The sequence below is a fragment of the Spiroplasma phoeniceum P40 genome (assembly GCF_003339775.1).
Lineage (GTDB): Bacteria > Bacillota_I > Bacilli_A > Mycoplasmatales > Mycoplasmataceae > Spiroplasma > Spiroplasma phoeniceum.
Genome location: NZ_CP031088.1, coordinates 1734362 through 1754928 on the forward strand (window position 1 = coordinate 1734362; position 20567 = coordinate 1754928).

The 20567-nt window shown below is 24.8% G+C and carries 25 protein-coding genes and 6 pseudogenes; 14 read left to right on the forward strand and 17 right to left on the reverse strand.

Annotated features, from left to right (window positions below; all coding sequences use genetic code 4):
• Positions 1 to 240: 240 nt before the first annotated feature.
• From SDAV_RS13705 to SDAV_RS10580, 8 genes and pseudogenes are all read right to left on the reverse strand, one after another.
• The gene (locus SDAV_RS13705; protein WP_245938417.1) at positions 241 to 492 is read right to left on the reverse strand and encodes a hypothetical protein; all 252 of its coding nucleotides are present in this window, start codon (positions 490 to 492) and stop codon (positions 241 to 243) included.
• Between the two features lie 175 nt (positions 493 to 667).
• Positions 668 to 1804: an FtsX-like permease family protein gene (locus tag SDAV_RS13710; protein WP_245938418.1), complete on the reverse strand. Its 1137-nt coding sequence runs from the start codon at positions 1802 to 1804 to the stop codon at positions 668 to 670.
• Positions 1789 to 2166 (reverse strand): hypothetical protein, encoded by a 378-nt coding sequence (locus SDAV_RS13715; RefSeq protein ID WP_245938419.1) that lies wholly within the window; start codon positions 2164 to 2166, stop codon positions 1789 to 1791. The genes SDAV_RS13710 and SDAV_RS13715 overlap by 16 nt, the downstream gene beginning before the upstream one ends.
• 256 nt (positions 2167 to 2422) lie before the next feature.
• A complete protein-coding gene (locus tag SDAV_RS13720; RefSeq protein ID WP_245938420.1) occupies positions 2423 to 2944 on the reverse strand; it encodes an FtsX-like permease family protein in 522 nt (173 codons plus the stop codon).
• Between the two features lie 18 nt (positions 2945 to 2962).
• Positions 2963 to 3139 (reverse strand): hypothetical protein, encoded by a 177-nt coding sequence (locus SDAV_RS13725; protein WP_245938421.1) that lies wholly within the window; start codon positions 3137 to 3139, stop codon positions 2963 to 2965.
• A gap of 738 nt (positions 3140 to 3877) precedes the next feature.
• Complete coding sequence (locus tag SDAV_RS13730; RefSeq protein WP_245938422.1) at positions 3878 to 4093, reverse strand: hypothetical protein; 216 nt, start codon at positions 4091 to 4093, stop codon at positions 3878 to 3880.
• 185 nt (positions 4094 to 4278) lie between these two features.
• The gene (locus SDAV_RS10575) at positions 4279 to 6939 is read right to left on the reverse strand and encodes a cation-translocating P-type ATPase (RefSeq protein ID WP_114565524.1); all 2661 of its coding nucleotides are present in this window, start codon (positions 6937 to 6939) and stop codon (positions 4279 to 4281) included.
• A gap of 308 nt (positions 6940 to 7247) precedes the next feature.
• Positions 7248 to 8218: pseudogene (locus SDAV_RS10580) on the reverse strand (IS30 family transposase).
• Between the two features lie 300 nt (positions 8219 to 8518).
• On the opposite strand from SDAV_RS10580, the gene SDAV_RS10585 reads away from it, so the two are divergent.
• Positions 8519 to 8776 carry a DUF3688 family protein gene (locus SDAV_RS10585; protein WP_114565525.1) on the forward strand — a complete coding sequence of 86 codons (258 nt, stop codon included), beginning with the start codon at positions 8519 to 8521 and terminating at the stop codon, positions 8774 to 8776.
• A 14-nt stretch (positions 8777 to 8790) separates the two neighbouring features.
• Here SDAV_RS10585 and SDAV_RS14680 read toward each other — a convergent pair.
• The 7 genes and pseudogenes from SDAV_RS14680 to SDAV_RS10610 all read right to left on the reverse strand — a co-directional run bounded on the left by SDAV_RS14680 (position 8791) and on the right by SDAV_RS10610 (position 13140).
• Positions 8791 to 11010, reverse strand: a pseudogene (locus SDAV_RS14680) (spiroplasma phage ORF1-like family protein).
• An 11-nt stretch (positions 11011 to 11021) separates the two neighbouring features.
• Positions 11022 to 11219: a hypothetical protein gene (locus SDAV_RS10595; protein WP_245938423.1), complete on the reverse strand. Its 198-nt coding sequence runs from the start codon at positions 11217 to 11219 to the stop codon at positions 11022 to 11024.
• Positions 11188 to 11259: a hypothetical protein gene (locus tag SDAV_RS14720; RefSeq protein ID WP_456300525.1), complete on the reverse strand. Its 72-nt coding sequence runs from the start codon at positions 11257 to 11259 to the stop codon at positions 11188 to 11190. The genes SDAV_RS10595 and SDAV_RS14720 overlap by 32 nt, the downstream gene beginning before the upstream one ends.
• Positions 11259 to 11654: a hypothetical protein gene (locus tag SDAV_RS10600; RefSeq protein WP_114565526.1), complete on the reverse strand. Its 396-nt coding sequence runs from the start codon at positions 11652 to 11654 to the stop codon at positions 11259 to 11261. The genes SDAV_RS14720 and SDAV_RS10600 overlap by 1 nt, the downstream gene beginning before the upstream one ends.
• Positions 11647 to 12410: pseudogene (locus tag SDAV_RS14535) on the reverse strand (hypothetical protein); the annotation flags it as partial. The pseudogene SDAV_RS14535 and the gene SDAV_RS10600, both read right to left, overlap by 8 nt.
• A pseudogene (locus SDAV_RS14685) lies at positions 12387 to 12533 on the reverse strand (DUF2649 family protein); the annotation flags it as partial. The pseudogenes SDAV_RS14685 and SDAV_RS14535, both read right to left, overlap by 24 nt.
• A 152-nt stretch (positions 12534 to 12685) precedes the next feature.
• A pseudogene (locus tag SDAV_RS10610) lies at positions 12686 to 13140 on the reverse strand (DUF3627 domain-containing protein).
• Between the two features lie 380 nt (positions 13141 to 13520).
• On the opposite strand from SDAV_RS10610, the gene SDAV_RS10615 reads away from it, so the two are divergent.
• The 13 genes and pseudogenes from SDAV_RS10615 to SDAV_RS10670 all read left to right on the forward strand — a co-directional run bounded on the left by SDAV_RS10615 (position 13521) and on the right by SDAV_RS10670 (position 19075).
• Entirely contained in the window at positions 13521 to 13823 is a 303-nt protein-coding gene (locus SDAV_RS10615) for a hypothetical protein (protein WP_114565527.1), read from the forward strand.
• A gap of 14 nt (positions 13824 to 13837) precedes the next feature.
• Complete coding sequence (locus tag SDAV_RS12405) at positions 13838 to 13990, forward strand: hypothetical protein (protein ID WP_186823397.1); 153 nt, start codon at positions 13838 to 13840, stop codon at positions 13988 to 13990.
• A gap of 312 nt (positions 13991 to 14302) precedes the next feature.
• Positions 14303 to 14515, forward strand: coding sequence for a hypothetical protein (locus SDAV_RS10620; RefSeq protein WP_114565528.1), 213 nt, complete (start codon positions 14303 to 14305; stop codon positions 14513 to 14515).
• Positions 14493 to 14756 carry a hypothetical protein gene (locus SDAV_RS10625; RefSeq protein WP_114565529.1) on the forward strand — a complete coding sequence of 88 codons (264 nt, stop codon included), beginning with the start codon at positions 14493 to 14495 and terminating at the stop codon, positions 14754 to 14756. The genes SDAV_RS10620 and SDAV_RS10625 overlap by 23 nt, the downstream gene beginning before the upstream one ends.
• The gene (locus SDAV_RS10630; RefSeq protein WP_114565530.1) at positions 14747 to 15085 is read left to right on the forward strand and encodes a hypothetical protein; all 339 of its coding nucleotides are present in this window, start codon (positions 14747 to 14749) and stop codon (positions 15083 to 15085) included. Before SDAV_RS10625 ends, SDAV_RS10630 begins: the two co-directional genes overlap by 10 nt.
• 267 nt (positions 15086 to 15352) lie before the next feature.
• Positions 15353 to 15820 (forward strand): hypothetical protein, encoded by a 468-nt coding sequence (locus tag SDAV_RS10635; RefSeq protein ID WP_114565531.1) that lies wholly within the window; start codon positions 15353 to 15355, stop codon positions 15818 to 15820.
• Complete coding sequence (locus tag SDAV_RS10640) at positions 15804 to 16337, forward strand: hypothetical protein (protein WP_114565532.1); 534 nt, start codon at positions 15804 to 15806, stop codon at positions 16335 to 16337. Before SDAV_RS10635 ends, SDAV_RS10640 begins: the two co-directional genes overlap by 17 nt.
• Positions 16338 to 16429: 92 nt before the next feature.
• A complete protein-coding gene (locus SDAV_RS10645; protein ID WP_114565533.1) occupies positions 16430 to 16633 on the forward strand; it encodes a hypothetical protein in 204 nt (67 codons plus the stop codon).
• Positions 16634 to 16661: 28 nt separating this feature from the next.
• Positions 16662 to 16811: a hypothetical protein gene (locus SDAV_RS12410; RefSeq protein WP_186823398.1), complete on the forward strand. Its 150-nt coding sequence runs from the start codon at positions 16662 to 16664 to the stop codon at positions 16809 to 16811.
• Positions 16804 to 16917: a DNA cytosine methyltransferase gene (locus SDAV_RS10650; protein ID WP_114565534.1), complete on the forward strand. Its 114-nt coding sequence runs from the start codon at positions 16804 to 16806 to the stop codon at positions 16915 to 16917. Before SDAV_RS12410 ends, SDAV_RS10650 begins: the two co-directional genes overlap by 8 nt.
• A gap of 15 nt (positions 16918 to 16932) precedes the next feature.
• Positions 16933 to 18060: pseudogene (locus tag SDAV_RS10660) on the forward strand (DNA cytosine methyltransferase).
• Positions 18061 to 18382: 322 nt separating this feature from the next.
• Positions 18383 to 18673: an Mbov_0395 family pilin-like conjugal transfer protein gene (locus SDAV_RS10665; protein ID WP_114565537.1), complete on the forward strand. Its 291-nt coding sequence runs from the start codon at positions 18383 to 18385 to the stop codon at positions 18671 to 18673.
• Positions 18674 to 18703: 30 nt separating this feature from the next.
• Positions 18704 to 19075 carry an Mbov_0396 family ICE element transmembrane protein gene (locus SDAV_RS10670; RefSeq protein ID WP_114565538.1) on the forward strand — a complete coding sequence of 124 codons (372 nt, stop codon included), beginning with the start codon at positions 18704 to 18706 and terminating at the stop codon, positions 19073 to 19075.
• 271 nt (positions 19076 to 19346) lie between these two features.
• Here SDAV_RS10670 and SDAV_RS14690 read toward each other — a convergent pair whose 3' ends face one another.
• Together SDAV_RS14690 and fba are read right to left on the reverse strand one after the other, a co-directional pair.
• Complete coding sequence (locus SDAV_RS14690; protein ID WP_408641558.1) at positions 19347 to 19442, reverse strand: acetolactate decarboxylase; 96 nt, start codon at positions 19440 to 19442, stop codon at positions 19347 to 19349.
• Positions 19443 to 19653: 211 nt separating this feature from the next.
• Complete coding sequence (fba, locus tag SDAV_RS10680) at positions 19654 to 20544, reverse strand: class II fructose-1,6-bisphosphate aldolase (protein WP_114565539.1); 891 nt, start codon at positions 20542 to 20544, stop codon at positions 19654 to 19656.
• Between the last annotated feature and the right edge of the window lie 23 nt (positions 20545 to 20567).

A 20567-nucleotide genomic window follows, 5' to 3' on the forward strand; every position in this document is an offset into this window, starting at 1 on the left:
ACTCTAGTTGACCCTGATAATAAATAATAAATTCCAGCAAAAGTACCTAAATACAAAGTATCATTACTGTCTAATGCAAGAACAATAATATTATTATCAACTAATTCATCATTTAAACCCTCAATTTTAACAATTGTTCCATTATTACCATCATAAATATATACTTGATGATCTTCGTTTACATAATAAATATTATTTTTTTGATCAACTGTTAAAGCAATAACATTATCATCAATTCCATTATTTTTTTTGCTTTTGTTGTATCATTAAGAAAAAATAAATTCCCCGTGAAGTTCCAAAATAAACTATATTATTAGAAATTTTAATTGCATTACAAGAAATATTGTCAATTCCTTCAATTCTTGTTTGAATATATTGTTTTTCATTAAAACCAAATGGAGTATTACGACTATGATTAGGAACTTTATTAAAGGTTAGATTTTGAACAAAAATAGAACTTGCAATAATGCAGAAAGTATATATTTTTTTCATTGTTAATTTTTACCACTTCCCTAGCAATTAATTTTATTTATCATAAATTAGGCTAACACAATATCTATATATTTAGTTTAACAAAAAAATTAATAAGAAATTAATAAATTTAAAAAATGTTATTTAATTAAATAACATTTTTTATTCCATTGTAATATTTATTAATTTATTCTTTTTAATTTTTCAAATCCCTACTCCAATTACTGAAATTAAAATAAAACCAATTGCTAATGTTGCTATTGAAACAACATAAGATGAAAAAAGGAATTAATAACATTTCGGTACTTTTAAAAACAATATGAGCAATGACATTCCATAATAATTGGGCAATAACATAACTTAAAAAATAACCTAAAACAATTGCAATAATTTTTCATGTTGGATATCCAAGGACTTTTAAAGTTAAGATTGTACGGCGATTTTCATCAAGCACCATAGCAATTAAGACTGATAAAATTAAAGCAACAATGACAATTGTTAATCCTTCTAAAACATTAAGAACATCCCGGACAGTTCGAATTCCTTGTGAATAATTTTCTCGTAAAGTATCAAATAGTCATATTTTGTTAAGACCATTTAATAATTTTAAATTTGTTCTTAAGTCTAATGCATTTTTAAGATCCGGTTTTTTATTATTATCAAACATTGTAAAATCATAATTATCGTTTAATGAAAATGACGAAATAATACGATAAGACTGCAAGGTTACTCTCAATGGACTAGCTCGTGATGCAACAACATTATAATAAGAATTTGGTAAAAATTGTTCTCCTTTTTTAGTTAAATTAACTCATTGGTTCATAACCGTAACTAATGAATCTTGATTCATATAAATATTCCCCGAACTAATATCGGCATCATTTGAACCAATCACTTTAAAAGCAACTGGAACATACCCAATAGCATTTGTAATTCGAACATTTAATTTAAAAATATCCCCCGAAACTAAATTCATCGATTGATAAACCCGTTTTGCTAAAAGAACTGGTATTGGTTCATTAATTGAAACATTTGGGTCATTCCCAGTAGGGTCTGAACTAATTTTATAGCCAAAGACTTCTTTTTGGGCAATATCACTTGGTGTCGTCTTAGAACGATAATTCAATAATTGATTACGGTCTGTTTCATCACTTGTTAACCCAACAACATTTAATTGTGAAACTGGATTTTTTGAATTTTTAGTATCATCTGGACTTCAACCTGCTAATAAGAAAACATACGGGAAATCATAATTTTTATCATAAACAATATATGGTCCTAAATAAATATCTGGGTATTGACCATTAGTTGTTGTACTTAAACTATTAACCAAATTAATTCCACTAATAATTTAATTGTTTGAATATCAGCTTCATTTATTCCTTTTTCAATTAAAAATGGTTTCATAAGATTAATAATTTTTACTAAATTATCTCATCCATTAATTCATTCACCAGACTCATTATCCTTAACTTTATAATTAGCAACTGCCTCAACTGTTGTTGCACTTATATATGGATATGTTTTTGTTTCTTCATCATAATTAATCTTACTTATAACAAGAGTTGCACCACTTGGATCACCAATAATATTTAATAAATCACCACAATTTTTTCATATTTTTTGAATCTGAAAAAGATAGACTTGTAAAGCACATCAATGGATTTGGAAAGTTAAATGTTTTATTATCATCAATAATTTTTGCCTCATGGTAATAATTCATACTCTTATCAGCCGTCATTCACTGATAAGGTTTACTATTGCTGGCTTCTTGTGCAATATCTTGTTGATAATAACTAGCAATTAAATATGATTTAATATCATTCTTAAAATAACTTAAAGAATCTTTAACAATTCCTTGTGCCATTACTCCTGCATCTAACTGGAAAAATTAACAAAAAGGACGAAAAAACTAAAACAATTAATACCATAATTCATTTTCCTAAAGATTTTAGTGCAAAGGTAAATGATAAATGAACATTAAATGTTCATCCAAAATGAGCATATTTACGACCTTTTTTCCTTTTTTAGGACGAAAACTTAAATTAGAACCTTTTAAATCATAAATTAAATCCAAAGCTGTCCGATTTAGAAAAATAAATGAGATTAAGAAAGACATCCCAATAAAAATAAGTGGAATAAAAATTGTCGCTGAAACAAAAATTAGTGGATTAAAATAAAATGATGATAATGGTAATACTATTGAATATAAATTTGAAATAGTGAAATACATTTGCAGAGGAATACTTAAAGCTCATCCTAATAAACAACCAATTAAAGTTTTAAAAAAAATGTTAAAAGTAAAAATAAATGATAATTCAAAGCGATGATATCCTAATGATTTTAAGACTCTAATTTGTCGTTTTGCATTAGTAATATCTTTTTTAATGAAAAAATCAATAATAAATAAAATAATAATTGAACAAGCAACAGCAATTGAAGTATTAATAATAAAACCAGTATTTGTTAACATCACAACTTGTCCCGGTAATTATGCTTCAAAAGCGACAATTGCATTATCATGCGCTACAAAATAATTGCTTAAAAATTTTCTTAATAAAGTTATTTTTTGTGGTTCAGTTAAATTACCATTAACATTAATAAAACTAGTAATTTTTTCAGTTCCATTTGAAAAATTTTGCTTGATAGCATTAAAAATTAATATCATTCATAAATAATACTGAACCATTTTTTAAATCAATAATTTTATGACCAGTAGCAAGAGTTGATAGACTTACTAAATCAGGATAAATATTACTTACCTTTGCCCCATATCCAATAATATTAAATTGTAAATTTTGAATATTTCCTAAATTAAAGTGTCCACCAAGTTTTAAATGATTATAATCAGCATATTGTTTATTTAAAATAATTTTATTTTCTGTTAAATCACTAATATGTTCTCATTTTGTTACTTCAAAAAGACGATTAAACGGAGTATAAAAAATATTATTACCTCGTCAACCATCACCGTTATATAATAAATTTTTATTTTTGTTAACAGCAGTAGCATTAAATATTGCTTATCTTTTGCTAAATTATTTGCAGTAAATTGATAACCAACATTAAAACTAAGTTCTAAGCCAGCTTTGTCAACATTAATTAAATCATTTAAACGACTTTCATCTGGATTATGAATAATATAACTTAAAAAAGCAGCAGTAAGATTCTTATTAAAATTTTTAACTAATGCAGCAAAAGAAGCTGTCCTCTTTTCTGGGTTTAAGTATGATGGTTCTTTTGTTCATTTACAAATTTCAGAATTAGTTAAATCACAATTTAACCCTAAAACATCAGCACGAATATTATTAAATGTTAAATGCTCAGCATCAATTTTTGACTCATCATAAAACTGAGATAAAAAAGTGCGATTATTTTCATTTATTTTTCAAGCAGGATTTCTTTTTTACACATTATTATCAATATTTAAACTATCTACTCGAATTTCATATTGATAAGGAAGACTATTTTTCTTAATATCATTTAAGCCATTTTTAACTTGAAAAACAGTTGAAAAAAGAGCTGTAAAGGTTAAAACTGCACCAATAATAAACAAAATTAACCCAATAAATTGATTTATTTTTTTGTAAACCCTCGCGTAGCCTCTTTTGCAAGATTTCACATATTATCCACCCATCCCAAGAATCACTAAGTTAATTATATAAGAAAAATAACTAATTTTAAAAAAATATTGAAAAACTTTAATTGCTTAATAAATTAAAAATTTTTTGCTTTCCTTTAGTAGTTGGACTGACAACATTTTATAATATAATAAGACTTAATAAAACAATTTTTAATGTTATTCTTTTATCGTTTGATTAATTTACGAAATGCATCATATCCCAACAACATTAATAATGGAAGCACCATCATTCCTAATGATACTACAGTCATTTGTCAAGATAACAGTGGTGAGGTGTCAAATTTATGTTCTTTGGTTGTTGTTAAAAAAAATAAGTTTAAACCCGGTGTATAAACCATCAAAAAATTTAATACCAAGGCAATTACTGAAGCACCTAATAAATAATAATTAGTCTGAGGAACATTATATTGTGTTTTAATTCTATAATTTGGTAATTTAATTGCAAAAGCAAAAATTACTGGTGAACAAGCCATTACTAAGATTGTCGCAATTTTAGCATCTTCAATATTATGAAAAATATCTTTACCAATGAAAAATGTACCAATAACAGTAGCAGATGTTACAAAAGCTAAATATAAAATTGTAACTAAACTATTGGTAAAAAAAGTTTCTTTCTTACTTCGTGGTTTTTCTAGCATTAAGCCATCATCATTATTTCCTAAACCAATTGGAATTGACATTAATGTTTCAATGACTAAGTTAAATCATAAAATGTTAACAGAATCAAATGGTTTAATTTTAGTTGTAACTGAAATAATAATAAAAGCTAACACATTTGCTAATTGTGCAATACAAACAAAAGCAATAACCCGTTTAATTTTATGATACACATTCCGCCCTTCTTCAACACCACGAATAATTGTTGAAAAATTATCATCTTGTAAAATAATATTTGCAGCTTCTTTTGAAACATCTGTCCCTGTTATTCCCATTGCAACACCAATATCGGCTTTGCTTAAACTTGGAGCATCATTAACGCCATCACCTGTCATTGAAACAACATAGTTCATTGATTGCAAACACTCAACAATCCTTGTTTTATGATCAGGATTAACTCTTGCAAAAACTGATACATCACGTAGTTTTTCTTGTAACTTATGATTATTCATATTATCAATTTGATGGCCAGATAAAACATTCGCTTCTGAAACTGCTAGACGTAATTCTTTAGCAATAGCTAAAGCAGTTGCTTTATGATCTCCAGTAATCATAATTACTCTAATTCCTGCTTCATGTGCCTTTCTAACTGCTTCAACCGCTTCTGGACGTGGTGGGTCAATCATTCCAACAGCACCTAAAAAAATTAAATTAGTCTCAATGTCTTGTTGATCTTTTTGCTTAAAAGCAAAAGCTAAAACCCGTAATTCTTGACTTGATAAATCTAATGCTTCCTCTTGGATTTCTTCCTTCATTTCTTCAGTTAATGGAACAATTTCATTATTTAAATAAATTCGATTACATTGCAGTAATAATTGGTCAAGAGCACCTTTTGTATAAACAAATTCCTGTTTATTAACATGATTAACAGTTGACATTAATTTTCGATCAGAATCAAAGGGAACTTCTAAAACACGAAGATGTTTTTCACGATATTCTACTTCACTAATTGTAAATATTCTTGTAAAATCAATTAAAGCAATTTCAGTTGGATCACCAATTTGTTCATTTTTTTGGTTAATAGCATTATTACATAAAGTTAGACAATTAATAAAATGAAAAGTTGCCTTATTATTTTGGTTATAATTAAAATCATTTTCTTTAAGAATCTCATTATTGAAAATAATCTCTTTAACTGTCATTTTATTTTGAGTTAAAGTCCCTGTTTTATCTGAACAAATAACATTAACTGAACCTAATGTTTCAACCGCATCTAATTTTTTAACAATAACATTAACTTTTGTCATTCGTTTTACTGATAATGATAAAATAACTGACACAATAACAATTAAGGATTCTGGAATAACAGCAATTGCAATTGTAACTGCTGTCATTAAATTAATTGGTCAACTATTTTCATCAGTTAATAAAAAGAAAACAAAAACAAAGATTGCTAATAAAACCGCAAAAATACTAACAACTTTTGTTAATTTTGTTAAGCGTAACTGTAATGGTGTCTTTTCTTGTTTTGTTTTAACAACCGCAGCAGCAATTTTTCCAATCTCACTATCAACAGCATTTGCAACAACAATCCCAGCTGCTCGACCATTTGTAATAAAAGTTGACATAAAAGCCATATTAGTCTGTTCTGCTAACAATAATTTTTCTTTTAAAATTATTTCACCATTTTTTTCAACAGGAACTGATTCACCAGTTAATGCAGCTTCGTCAATTAACAAATTATTTGCTTCTAAAATGCGAATATCAGCTGGAATATATTTCCCTGCTTCTAAAATAACAATATCACCTACAACTAATTCATCAACCAAAATTTCAAAAATTGCACCATCTCGTTTAACAATCGTTACTGGAATTGTCATTTTTTTTAAAGAATCAAGGGATTTTCTTGCTCTAATTTGTTCAATTGTTTGAATGAAGGCATTTAATAAAACGATACATAAAATTACAATAAAATCTATCACATAAATTCGATTATTAACAACTTTTTCAATAATAACCGAAGTAACTCCTGCAATAATTAAAATAAGAGATAATGGATTTAATAATGAAACTAAAAAAATTAAAATTCAATTTTTGTTTTTAGGTTTTGGTAATTCATTTTTCCCATTTTTAACTAATCTTTCTTTGGCTTGTTTTGAAGATAATCCAACATTAAAATTGCTTTTAAATTCCTGTTCTAATTCTTTATCTGATTTACTAAATCACATTTTTTTATAATGCCCTCGCTTTCTAAAATTTATTATTTATTATTTAAAAATTTAATTTCATAGTTTTTACTTTACATATGAATTATGTAAAATTAAGTGCAACAAATCTTTATTAATTAAATAATATAATAAAAATTACAAAAATCAACCATAAATTTAAAAAAAATAAAAATATTTTAATTTTTATTTTATTTTGTCCATATTTAAACACACTAAAAATAATTTATTAATTTTAATTAATAAATACATATTTTATTATTTTAATAACATATTTTATAATTTAATATACATTTTTAAATATTTATTGTTTATATATTCTGCAAAAACATTTTTTAGCACTTATTCAATTTAAACACGGTCGGAGTTTATCATTTATAACATTAACTACTCAATTTATTCTTTTCTGACTAACATTATTAAAATCAGTTCCCTTAGGAAATCAATATCTTAATTCACTATTCATATATTCAATTAAAGGTTTTTGTTGTGGTGAACCAGCATCACAAAAATACACTTATATTTCAGCAAATATTTCCATTTCTCGTCATTTGCTAAATTCTTTCCCTCTATCTGTTATTATTCCTTTAATTTTTCCAATTAAATTATTATTTATAACAATTTATTTAAACTTTTTAAAAACTTCATTAGCAGTATGATTTTCTAATTTTATTGCAAAATATTTTTTACTTGATTGTTCTACTAAAACTAAACAACTAGATTGATGGTTTTTTCCAACAACAGTATCCATTTCAAATCATCCAACATTAGAAACTTTATTTTCAATATCTCAAATTGACCTAAAATCAGTTAATTTACCACGATTATCAGATTTTCCTTTTGTTTTATATTTTTTACCACGATGTCGCAAATTCTGTTTTAAAAAACCATAAAAACCTAAACGAATTCATTTATACAATGTTTTAACACAAACAGGAAATTTAACACCAAATTTTAAAAAATAACGATAAATAAATTCTCTCGGAGCATCACAATATTTATTAAGTCTAATTTTCATAAAATTAATCTGTTTTTCCGTAAATTTACATCTTTTATTATTCTTTTTTCTTTTCTTATTTTAATACATTTCATCTGACTTATAAGCACTATATTCTTTAATAGTTTTAAATCTCTTAATTTCTCGTAAAATAGTACTACGATGTCTATTCAAAAATTTAGCTATTGCAGAAATATTCTGTTTACCATTCTTTTTTAAAAACATTTTTGATAATAATAATTGTTCTAATTTAACTTTATCCATAAAACTTAAATGACTATACATAACACTTATATACCTTTCATTAAAAAAATAATTTATATATAATTTATATATGATAGTATCAATTATATATAAAACAATAAAAAGGAGCAATTGGATTAACCGCAACAAGCACAACAACATTAATCAGTTGTAATAAAGAAAATAATAATAAAAAAAGAAGAAGATAATAAACCATCACCAAAACCATCATATAATCCACAACAACCACCAGAAGGTAGTAATTGAAAATTAATAAATTATTTAGATAAACCATTTAATGAAGTTGATAATAAATATTATTTTGTTATTTGAAGAGAAACTATGGATAATAATTGAGGTGTTGATAAATTTAAAAATGATAAAGAAGAATTTAATATTAATACAATTGGTCTATTAAGAAAAGAAAAAGATGTTAATAATAGAATTCAATTATGTTTTGGAAGACGTTATTGAAATGAACACACCGATAATTATATTAAAGGAGTTTATCGTTGAGATGGTATTGGTGAACCACAAACACCTACCATTGAAAAAAATACCGGTAAAATTACTGATTGAAAAGAACAAAAAGGAACTTAATAACAGTTCCTTTTTTATATTAATCGCACAAATTTCATAAAAATAATTAATAAAAAGATATTTGTTATTGTACTATACAATGCTGGATTAAATTTTCATACCTCAAATATTTGACTAAAAAAACTATATACTGTTTCAAAAACCTTACCAACACCACTCGCTAATTCATTAACTTGTTTAACTCCCGGAATAGTATTAACAATTCAAATCACAGCATTTTTAATATGAGCACCAAAATCTCATCAACCCTCTGGCGTTACATATTGCACTTGTCATCATTGTTTATCGGGGAACAACCCACCATTATTAATTTCTTGTCAATTATAAATCCCAAAATTAAAATCATAATATCGCTACATATCATTCTGTTTTTGTGCTTGCAATTCAAAAACATTATAACCGATTTTTTGTTCTTCAATTTTTTTATACTTTAAAGCATATTTATTTTGTAAATTACCGCCAAAAACATAACCCGAATTTAACTTAATATCATAATTATTAGCAACCGAAAAATCATAATTAAAAACACTACCATAATTATTAATCGCATAAAACCTATTTTTAAATTCTGAATATAATTTAATATCTAATTGCTTATATTTATCCGAAAAATAAAAATATCGTGGGTAAATTTTAAAACCATTATTTACTAATAAACCATATTTTTTATTATAACCTTGAACATAAGTGTTATTCTCTAAATCAAAAATCGTACGTAAATAATTAGTATAAAATTTCTGTGAAATCTTAAACATACTATTTAATAATTTATCAAATTGTAATTTATCGTTAATATTTTCACTTAATAAAATATTATTAAAATTTTGTAATTTCAACGCAAAAAAGTTAACTAAAACAGTATCATACTGTAAATTATCAATATATCCATTTTTAATAAACGAACTACGATTTTGAAACACTGGCACCAAAGCACTTGCAAAAAACGACTGTAAAAACTTAGATAAATCAAACTGACCGCTAAACTGTTGATAATACTTTAAATCTTCACTATTTAATGATGAATAAATTGAACCATTAAAATTAAAAACTTCACTAGTTCCCGTTCGCATAAAACTAAAATTAAAACTTAAATCATCATTATTAATATTATTTAATTCCAAACTACCGGAAATAATTAAATTTGCTTCATCAACAGTCAAAATCATCCGATAAATTGCTTTTTTAATATTTTTAACATCTAACTTGTCAACCGTTTCAAAATCAAAAATTATCCGCTTTGTTCCAACCTTATTCGGATTTTCATAATCCGCACTACCACCTTGTTGAACTCTAATATTTTCCCGCAAAACAGAATATAAAGATAAACTAATAAATTCTTTTACACGATTTTGTTGATAACTATTTCAATCAGTAATTTTACCGGTATTTTTGTCAATGGTAGGTGTTTGTGGTTCACCAATACCATCTCAACGATAAACTCCTTTAATATAATTATCGGTGTGTTCATTTCAATAACGTCTTCCAAAACATAATTGAATTCTATTATTAACATCTTTTTCTTTTCTTAATAGACCAATTGTATTAATATTAAATTCTTCTTTATCATTTTTAAATTTATCAACACCTTAATTATTATCCATAGTTTCTCTTCAAATAACAAAATAATATTTATTATCAACTTCATTAAATGGTTTATCTAAATAATTTATTAATTTTCAATTATCTTGGTTTAACCCAACTCTTGGATAACGATTTTCTTTATAACGTTCAACATTTTCCACAATTTTTTTTAGATACATCAAACAACTTATATTTAACGGCAAAAGAATAAATAAAATCAGTTAAATCATCCAAAAAATTCTCCTTTTTAACATCATAAAATTTATCAATCATATACTGATTTTTTAAACTATGTCATTGTTGATAATAATTTAAAAATGTTCAACCAGGTTTATCATAAACAACTCCCGTGGAATAACTATCTTGTAAAAAATCCAAATACCATTTATCATTAAACTATAATTTTTTTGATGTTTTTAAAGTTGTATTAATAAAATAATTTGTTTCCGACCAATTTTCAAAAAAACTACTGCGTAAAAACATTGTATTAATAAAATCAGTTTCATTAATACCTTTATCAGTACTACTCTTTCTTGTTTAAGCGTATATTGTTCCTCATTTAACGGTCTAAACGCCGTTAAAGTAATAAATGGAATAACCAAACCTAAAAAAATTAAAATAAATACGGCAAATAAAGATAACGATTTTTTCATAAACTCAACTCCTAACTATAAAATGTTTTTGAAACAATAAACCCAACAATATATGAACTCGATATTGTTAACATTAACGGATGACTAAACAAAACTGCCATTCTGCCAAATAATCAAATCAACCAAGTATCAGAATTATATAAATCCATAATAATATTTTTTGCTGATGTAAATTGATTAATAATAACAGTAATAAAAACCAGTTCCAAATATCGCGATTGCCGCAACCAATAAAACTAATTTAATCATTACTTTTTATCTCCTTTAAATTTAGTACTTCTAATATTTTTTGCTTGTTGTCTAATATTTTGTCGTTTAAGTTCTTTTTTAACTTGTTGCTTATTACTATTCTGATAAACATTTTTACCAATATTAATACCTTTTCGTACAGTTGACGAATATACTTGCGAAACACCATTATTAACTATTGAACCTAAATTGTTATATTGTGTTGATGTCCCGTGAATTGCATAAATCGATAACTTAATAACCATAAAAAAGACTAAAAAATAAGCAATCGATGTATTTGTAATCGGTAATTTTGTATTTCAAATTACATCAAAAATAAACAAAAATATATCAAAAACAAAACTAAAAATTTTGTCTCAATTACTATTATTATTTTCAACTAATAAATTAATCATCTTTACCATTTCCTTTCTCTTTTTTAGGTTTTAAATTCTTTTTCAAAATATCAATATCAAATAATTCCAATCGCTCTTTAACACTTAATTTTGTAATTTCCGACCAATAATATTCTTTTTTATCAATAATTTCATCATTCTTTAAATCACTCACAAATTTTAACCATTGACTATCATATTTATTGGCAAATTCAAGCGGAATAATTATTTTAAAAAACCGAATTCCTAACCCAACATCCGACTTATGTTTTGCTCTTTTACCTTCTGCTGTTCGTTCTACTGATTTTGTTTTTCAAATTTCATAATCCGTTATATCTTGAAAAATACCAATTCGCATAATAAAGAAACGATTAAAAAATTAAACCCTTTCTTAATAACTGGTTTTTTCAATGAAATTGGAATAATAATTCCACTTGCTAACTGGCAAATATTATTTCAAATAATACCCTCACGCTGAGCAGTAAACAACGCACGATTACCAAAATGTCTCGCTAAAACAATTCACGGTATTTTACCACTATGAACTTTTTTCTCATCGTGAGGACTAGTTCCATCAATATACAAATAACTTTCATCAAATAAAATAACACTATCATCGGGTGGGACTAGTTTTGTTCGATCGGTAAAATCTAAATTTTTAAATGTTAAAACTTTAACTTTATCATCTTCTAACGGATAATTACTATAAATTTCATCTGTCAATAATTTCATAGTTTGCGATAAATAAGTTAAAAGCAATGTTTTACCGGTCCCTACCATTAAAGTTAAATATTCATTTTGAGTTAAATTTCAAGTTGTAATAGTTTCAACATTTGTTTTATCTATAAACAAAAAGACATGAATAAAAAACTCTTTTAATTTAATTCAATCATTTTGCATATTTAAAAACTCCACATTTTTTGAATAAGTTTAAAAAACATCCCAAAAAACAAAACGATAAATAACAAAAACGATATAAAATATAAAAACTAAGGGGCATTTGCACCAATAATATAAATAACAAATTGAACTCAATAATCATATAAACTCATTTAATTTAAATCTTTCAAATCATTAATTAATTCTTGTTCTTTTTCAAAACTTAAATTTATTAAATATTATTATTATTATTATTATTTGTTTTTACTTTTTGAGGTTCACTTGAAAATAATGCTTTTTTCATTTTGGTAAAATAATTTTGTTTATATTGATTATATAAATTGATTAAGGCTGTTCCAGTTAAATATTTTCAAATATTTCGCTTTAAATTTTCATCATACTTTATAATAGGATAAGAATTATCATAAATCAAACCGATTGCTACTTGATCCGAATGTTTTTCACTCGGATAAATAAACTTATTATTCAATCAAAAACCAATATGGCGATTATGATTGGGTAAATTAATAAAACTTGCTTTATCTGTTGTAAAAGGGATAAATTCCTTACTAATAAAATAATTTTCTACATTCTGATTTTTCTTAACAAAATTACTCAATTTTATCATCTCCTAACTAAATATTTATGACCGCGTAAAATATTCGGTTGGTATAAAATTTCCAAAAACTAAGAAAAAGATAGATATAAAATTCTATCTTTTTTAATTAGGTTAAAATTGTCGTTAACCTTGCTTAGTTTTAAAAAATAACAGCAAAACCAACCAAATAAAACTCTCCTATTTGGAAAGTCGTAAAACCAAGCAAGCGAGGATAAACAATATAGGGGTGGCCGTACCGCTACGACATAATGGAGGCAATTCTTTTAGGCAATATAAAAGAGTTATTGTGGTTTGGGGATAAATCTTTAACCTGCAATCGTTCGTTAAAGGCTAAGTGTTCCACAATAAAAAAATTTAGAAATCTTACTATTTATAAGGAGGATTTGAAAGTGTCTTTAAAAGAACTCTGTTGAAAAGAGTTAAAAATTAAATTAGCAAATAAGACAGTATTAATTAATAAATGTCAGTGTTATATCAATGAGTACTTTACAAAATTAACCAAAAACAAAAAAGGTGGCTGATATTGTAAAAAGTATGCTCGGCATTGTTTAGCAAGATTAGAATTTATTAACAAACAAAAAATAAGTTATAATCTTTATTTTTTGACTTTACAATGCAAAAATAATCACCAAATTATTAAAAAATTAATTTTTAAGAAAAATAAATGATGAATTATTAATATCAAAAATTAGAAAGGAGAAATTATATGTTTGAAAATAATATCAAAAATATAATTAGCGAGTTAATTAACGAGATTAAAACAACAACAGAAAACAATTTAAGCAATTTAGAACAAATTATGGAAGCTTTAATTGATAAAGTTAATAATATTGAAAATATTTTAAATCAAATACGATAAAAAAAATAAACCAACTATTTATTAAAATTAGTTGGTTTTTTATTTTTGATAAATAAAAAAGAAAGGAGATAAAAATAATGAGGAAAAGTTGTCCTAAATGTAGATCAAGAATAGATGGTGATAATAAACATTTATGATGCACAAATGTTTATTGTATTTTTGCAAAAAACCCATATATTTTTAAAAAGAAAAAATAGATAAATATGTTTGTTTGTGACTCTTATTTTATTTTGTTTTTTATTTAAGTTTTTAGATGATCGCTTAGTTATTTAAAATGTTGTGAAATATTAGAAAATTTGGAGAAAATTTAATATGTTTGATAAAAAGCAATATAAAGAATGAAACATATTATCAAAATATTTAAGTTGATATGAAATATTTAGATATTTTAAAAGAGTTTATGATTATAAAAATGAAGAACAATTAAATCAAAAACTTAATAATTATTTAAACAATTTACCAATTAAGGATATTGAAGAATATGAAAGAGAGATTTTAAATAATGACAATAACAGAATGAATTAAATATGAAAAGTTAGAAAAAGAAAATCAAGTACTTAAAAACCAAATTGCTGAAAAAGATAAGGAAATTGAAAAACTAAAACAAGTACAATTATATAAAGAAGACTTTGTAATTTATAGTTTTGGATGTGAAGAGTGTAATTTAACTTACAGCTGTAAAAATAAATGTAAATTATTTTGAACTTTAAAAGACAATTTAAAATATGACAAATTACCTAGTAAGGAGGATAAAACATGTATTTAGTTATAAAAGATTCAGATAATATAAAAGATCATTATAAAATAACGGATTTAATTTCAAAAAATACTGATCATGAAGAAAAAGAAAACTTTTGATATAAATTTGGTTTAGAACAATATTGAACAGAATATTGTTGTTCAAGTGGAACAATAGATAATATAAAAGATATTGATGAATATTTAGCCAAAAAGTTTAAAGAATTACAAGAAAAACCATGAAATGAAATTATAGAAAATTATGTTGAAGATAAATTTGGTTATACAGTGATAAATAATTTATTTGATATTAATTGACAAAAAGAGTCAGACAAAAATATAGAACCGGTTCGTTAAGAATTGGTTTTTTGGTTTAATTAATTATTTATTTTTAACCTGCTATTAGATAGTAATTTTAGGAAAAATAAAATTAAAAGCAAAAAAAGTGAGGTGATTATCATAAAAAAAGATTATTCAAAACCTAAAGCGAGATTAAATGGAAATATAATTATTGATTGTATTAGATGTGAACAAGAGTTCACCATTTCAAATTTAGAATGATTGACACTTAATAAATTTTATAAATGCCAAAAATGTAAAAAAAATAAAGTGAGGTAATTAAATATGATAAAAAGAATTTATCTAAATCAAAATTTAATTTCGCAAGAAATAAATAATAAAACACATATTTTAATAAACAAACAAAAAGATTGCGTTGTTTGAGATAAAAATGGTTTAGGTTTATCAAGTTATCAAAATTATTTTTGTTTAGAAATTGATGAAAATAAAAAATATGTAGTCCATAGTAGCGTTAATAATAAAAATGGTAGTATTGTGGGAAAAAATTTAATTTTATCTTTTGAAAAATTAAAACAAGAAAACAAAAAACAGTTTAATTTGCAAAACAAAAATGATGCTAACAATGATTTATTAAATAAATATAATAATCATTATGATAACAAAACAACACAACAAAAATTAACATCAGAACAATTAAAACAATTACTAGAAGATTTAGAAAATATTGATAATCCCAATTATTGAGATAATGGTTTTTATTTAGGATACAACAAATATGAAAAAATTACTTAGTTTGTTATCAATATTTTCGTTATCGTGTATAAACATAATGACATTGATTAGTTGTGGTAATATTGCAAATAACAAACCACATTTACCACCAGCAAAACCAAAAGAACCAATAATCAAAGACATTTTTTACTATGAAAAATTAAAACAAGAAATTACAGCAAAAATTAAAGAATATGATGAAGTAATTAAAGAAATTGAAAATAGTAAAAATGATTATGAAAATGAAACAGATTATCAAATAGAATTAAAGCAAACAAAAGCAGAACAATTTATTAAAATATCTAAAATAAATAATTGTGAATATCAAATTTTACTATGTCAAAAAGAAAATGAATTTACAGACGAACAAAAACAACAAACAATTAAGTTGTTAGAAAAACAAATAAATAACTTAAATAGTGCTTTAAATTTACTAAGTGAAATTAAAAATAGTGATTTTAATCAGAAAGATTTAGAAACAATAAATAAAAAAAATAAAAATACAAAAATTATTTTAGATGAAATTAAAAACAATTAAGAAAGGAATGGTTTAATGTAAAAATATTTTTTAAAGAAATTAATTTATTAAAATTATTTATTAGTTTTCTATCAATTATAATGTGTGTTTTAATGACTACATTTTTAATTTTATGTAGAGGAAGAATAAATGATAGTGCAGGTGTTTATGTTTATGTTGTGATTTGTATTTTTAACATTGTCATTGGTGGCGGACTTATATTGTGTATTTGTTTTGAAATTTTACAATTAATTGAAAATAAAAAAAACAAAAATAATGTAAATAATAATAAAAATAACACAGAACAAGATAATTAATATCTTGTTTTTAGAAAGAGGTGCAACAATGATTAATTGCCCATTTTGTAAATATATTCATAATATTTATAATGAAAACAATATCAAGATATTATTTTTTTGTTCTTATAGGTATCCCAATCCATGAATTATTTTAGATAAAAGAAAAATTAGAAGAATGATGGTTTATTATGCTTAAAGTAATTGAATTATTTGCTGGAATTGGAAGTCAAAGAAAAGCATTAGAAAAGATTGGTATTAACCACAAAGTAATTGCTTTTTGTGATAACGATAAATACGCATAAAAATCATATCGAGCAATTTTTAATGATTATGAAACCCCTAATTTAGGTGATATTACTAAATTAGAAACTTTACCGTATGCTGATTTAATAACTTGATCATTTCCATGCCAATATATATCAACTGCCAATAATAATGGCCAAGGATTAAATGGCAAGCGAAGTGGTTTGGCTTACAAAGTTGTTGATTTAATAAGCACAATGGCAATAAAACCGCAATATCTTTTAATGGAAAATGTACCAAATTTATTAAGTAAAAAGTTTTTTGTTGGATTTGAAAATCTATAAAATCAAATTAATAAATTAGGATATCATAACCAATATTTTACAATGAATGCCAAAGATTATGGAATTCCCCAAAATAGAAAACGATTATTTATGATTTCAACATTAAAGCAAGACTTTAAATTTCAATATCCCCAACCTTGTAATTTAAAATTTTTAGTAAAAGATATTTTAGAAAACAATGTAAATGAAAAATATTTTATTAAACAAGAATCAATGAAAAAAGCAATTGAAAACAATAAACTTAAAATCATTCAACAATGCGCTTATACAATTACAACAAAACAAATGCGATGAGGAAACGCAGGAATTATTGCAATTCCAAATGATATAAAAAAACTTAATGATTGAAAATTAATGATTAATCTGAGAAATTATAATCAAGTTAATATTTTTAATGATATAACAAAAAATAATCTTATTCCAACCATTACAACAGCACACGGAAGACCACCACAAATTGCATTGCCAATTAAGGATTATGGTAATTTTATTGTTTTACCACGAGCAAAATATGGTTTACTAGTTAATGGATCATATAATCGGTTTTGAAAAACAGAAAATAATTATATGGGAACAATCGCAGCAAGTAATGTCAATAAAATTATGATTGATAATAAAAAACAACAACAAGATAGTAGTAAAATACTATCTTTTTTAATTGATGAAAAAGAATACTTTTTACGAGTATTAACTCCACGAGAATGTTGATTATTAATGGGATTTAGTAATAAAGATTTTGATAAAGCAAACAAAGTTGTTTCAGAAACCCAACTTTATAAACAAGCTGGTAATAGCATTGTTGTTGATTTGTTAGAAAAAATATTTACAGCAATGTTTCAAATAGAAAGGAAAAATTAAAGATGCAAAATAAGAGAAAAGTTTAGTGAAAATGACTTTTATATCCTTTAACAATTATTATTGGAATTTTGTTGCTAGTAATTTCCCCTATTTTGTTTTTAATTGCCCTTGGAATTGATTGTGATTTTATGCTTGGTGATTTATTATTGCATTTATTTTGTTTACCTTTCGAAAGGAAAGAAAAAATGACTAAGAAAAACAATATTAAAAATTACTTTAATAATCAACAGCAATATTATCGAAAAAAGAAAAATATTTATTATCAAAAAAGAAACAAATTCAGTAAAAGCAAATTTTTAAAATAAAAAAGGAGGACGAAAATATGAAATCAAACAACACAGCAGATTTTAGTGGAATAATGGATGTTGTTATATTATGAAGTAATGTTGTTTTGGGGGTATTTATGGGTTTAGCGGTTGTTTTTGCAATTTGAAAATTAATTATTATTTTAATTTCAATAATGCGAAATGCTGATAATCCTGAAGCAAGAGGAAATGATTTAAGTGCTTTAAAATGGCCGATTATAGCAATTATTATAATTTTAGTTGTGATTGCTGTTATGAATGTTATTTTACAAGTTATCAAAACATATAACCCTAGTATTGGAACATAGTTAATAAAAAATGAAAGGAAGTGAAAAATTATGATAGTTAATGCACTGTATAAACTAATATGATCAATTTTTGTACAAGGGCCATTGCAATTAATCGCATCATTTAACACCGTTTTAAATTATTTAACAGGAGGAGTGGTTGGTGATTTAATGTTTGGATCAAAACAAGAATTTAGTTTTCAAAACATCCCAATGGCATTCTGATATTTTGTCATTACGGCTTTGTGTTTATTTTCTTTAATATTTACAATTACAATAATTAAAATTTTGTTTCAAGATGCCACCGAAACAAAAACAAAATTTATTGTTGCTTTACAAAATGGTAGTAAGGCGTTTGTTTTTATCTTTTTAATCCCAATCTTTTTCTTTTTGGCTAATTTTGCAATTAAATTACGCGGATAATTTATTCATTTTCTTTTACATTATTAATTACTATTTTATTTACAGTATTAATAACAATATCTTTTTCATACTTAATTACTAAGGACCACAAAATAAAATAATGTTTTCTTTCCATTAAAAAATCAACTCCTTTCAAAGTTGATTTGTTACACTCCGATTACACGATGCCTTTGTTGAATTTCTTCATAACTAGTTAGTTGTGAAATATTAATTTTTTGATGTTCTTCAAAAATGCCATAACAGCAAATGGACTTGTCATACTTGCAGTAACTTAATTAACTGTTCCATCTGATTTTAATTGATACCCCACACCATCTAGCACAATTAATTCACCATCTAAATGGTCAAAAGTTCCTAATCCAAAAATTACCCTGCTTTAATAACGTCCCAAGCTTAATCATACCGTCAAAATTACCAGCAGATAAACTTGTTATTGTTGAAAATTGATAAACATTACTAAATTTTTGAATTATAACTAATAAAACTCCTTTTTCTAATAAACTTTTTGTTGAAATTGTTTATTAACATTATTTAAACATAAAGTTAAAGAAAAAAACATTTCATTCTTGAAATGTTTTTTATGTTTTACCTTTGCATCCAAACCATGATGTTAATTCATCAAATGTTGCTTTAATTGCTTCATATCCAGGTTTTAATAATTTTCGTGGGTCAAACCCTTTCCCATTTTCTGGTTTGTCTTTTCCCTCTTCAATATATTTTCTTGTTGCAGCAGCAAATGCAATTTGTAATTCAGTATTAACATTTATTTTACTAATTCCTAATGAAATTGCTTTTTTAACTTGTTCTTGCGGAATTCCACTACCACCATGTAAAACCATTCCAATTTTTGCAGCAGCTTGAATATCTTCTAAAGCTTGAAAATTTAAACCTGGTCATCCAGTTGGATAAGGACCATGAATATTTCCAATTCCTGCAGCAAGAAAATCAATTCCTGTTGCTACCATTTCCGCAGCTTCTTTTGGATCACCAATTTCACCAGCACCAACTACACCATCTTCTTCTCCACCAATTGTACCAATTTCAGCTTCAACTGATACACCATTTGTTTTTGCATATGCTACTACTTCTTTTGTATTTTTTAGATTTTCAGCAAATGGGTGGTGGCTACCATCATACATCACTGAGGAAAAACCAGCATCAATTGCCATTTTACAACTTTCTACTGATTGTCCATGATCTAAATGTAATGCTACTGTAAAAGTAATCTCTAATGAGTCTAATAACGCATTAACCATCACAACAACTAAATTATAACCTCCCATATATTTAATCGCTCCCTCTGAAGCTCCTAAAATAATTGGTGTTTTTGTTGCTTGCGCAGCTTCTAATAAAGCTTTTGTTCACTCTAGGTTATTAATATTAAAATGACCAACAGCATATTTATTTTGATGTGCTTTTTTAATTATTTCACTAGCATTAACTAATCTAGCATGATATTTTTGTCCCATAATTCTTTTCCCTTCTAATATAA